General features: G+C 53.6%; 1 protein-coding gene. It reads left to right on the forward strand.

The window, feature by feature from the left end; genetic code table 11:
* Window positions 1-330: dihydroxy-acid dehydratase (locus SB756_RS28800; protein ID WP_410912929.1), on the forward strand; the 330-nt coding region annotated here is incomplete at both ends.

The following is a 330-nucleotide window of genomic DNA, read 5'->3' on the forward strand; positions in this document are numbered from 1 at the left end:
GCGGTAACCTGGGCCGTGCGGTTATGAAAACCTCTGCCGTGCCGGTTGAGAACCAGGTGATTGAAGCGCCAGCGGTTGTTTTTGAAAGCCAGCATGACGTTATGCCGGCCTTTGAAGCGGGTTTGCTGGACCGCGATTGTGTCGTTGTTGTCCGTCATCAGGGGCCAAAAGCGAACGGAATGCCAGAATTACATAAACTCATGCCGCCACTTGGTGTATTATTGGACCGGTGTTTCAAAATTGCGTTAGTTACCGATGGACGACTCTCCGGCGCTTCAGGTAAAGTGCCGTCAGCTATCCACGTAACACCAGAAGCCTACGATGGCGGGC

The sequence above is a fragment of the Pseudomonas sp. SIMBA_068 genome (genome assembly GCF_046534705.1).
GTDB classification, from domain to species: Bacteria; Pseudomonadota; Gammaproteobacteria; order Pseudomonadales; family Pseudomonadaceae; genus Aquipseudomonas; species Aquipseudomonas putida.